Below are 589 nucleotides of genomic sequence, written 5' to 3'. Positions count from 1 at the left end.
ATATACAAAAAACCTGTCATAGTGACAGGTCTTGCTCTTTATCTTTTTCTTTTTGAATTTCACGAAGTTCAGTTTCTAAATCAAATTTCGATTTAACAATGTGAAGCTGTTCTAAATTCTTACAGCGGTCAACTAACTTCAATGATTCGTCTATATCTGTTCGTAAGAAAGTATAGCGTTTTTCTTTGGCAGCAAAGGACTCTTCTAAATCTGGAATAATATTGTCTTCGACATTATCGATAAATTGTTCAAGTTCTTTTTGATAAGCTCTGTATTCAATAGTTTTGTTTCCATAGATGTCAGCTTTTTGATCGTTAAATTCAGGGAAAAGTTTATTGTTAATCACTGCATCATCGTACAGATAAACATTAGCACCTTCATTGAAGACCGATCCTTTATCGATGTATCCATTTAGCAATTTTTCATCCATCGTCTTATTCTCTTCAGGACTCATAAAAATTCTTTTTAATTTATGTTCTTGTTCGTCAATTCCTAAATGTTTATAGAGAATCTTTCTCTCGATAGAATCTTCAGCAAGATCTTCGTTATTGATTTTTCCATCGAATAAATAGCCCTCTTCACTTTTAAC

The 589-nt window shown here is 31.7% G+C and carries 1 protein-coding gene; it reads right to left on the bottom strand.

Translation table 11 applies throughout. The annotated features are described in order from the left end of the window. Positions 1-16 precede the first annotated feature (16 nt). Positions 17-589: hypothetical protein (locus H9630_RS18760; RefSeq protein ID WP_191716995.1), on the bottom strand; the 573-nt coding region annotated here is incomplete at its 5' end.

Origin of the sequence: Planococcus wigleyi (genome assembly GCF_014836985.1) — a bacterium.
GTDB classification, from domain to species: domain Bacteria; phylum Bacillota; class Bacilli; order Bacillales_A; family Planococcaceae; genus Planococcus; species Planococcus notacanthi.
Note: the sequence above shows the minus strand (reverse complement) of the source record. Positions and strands in the feature narration are given on the sequence as shown.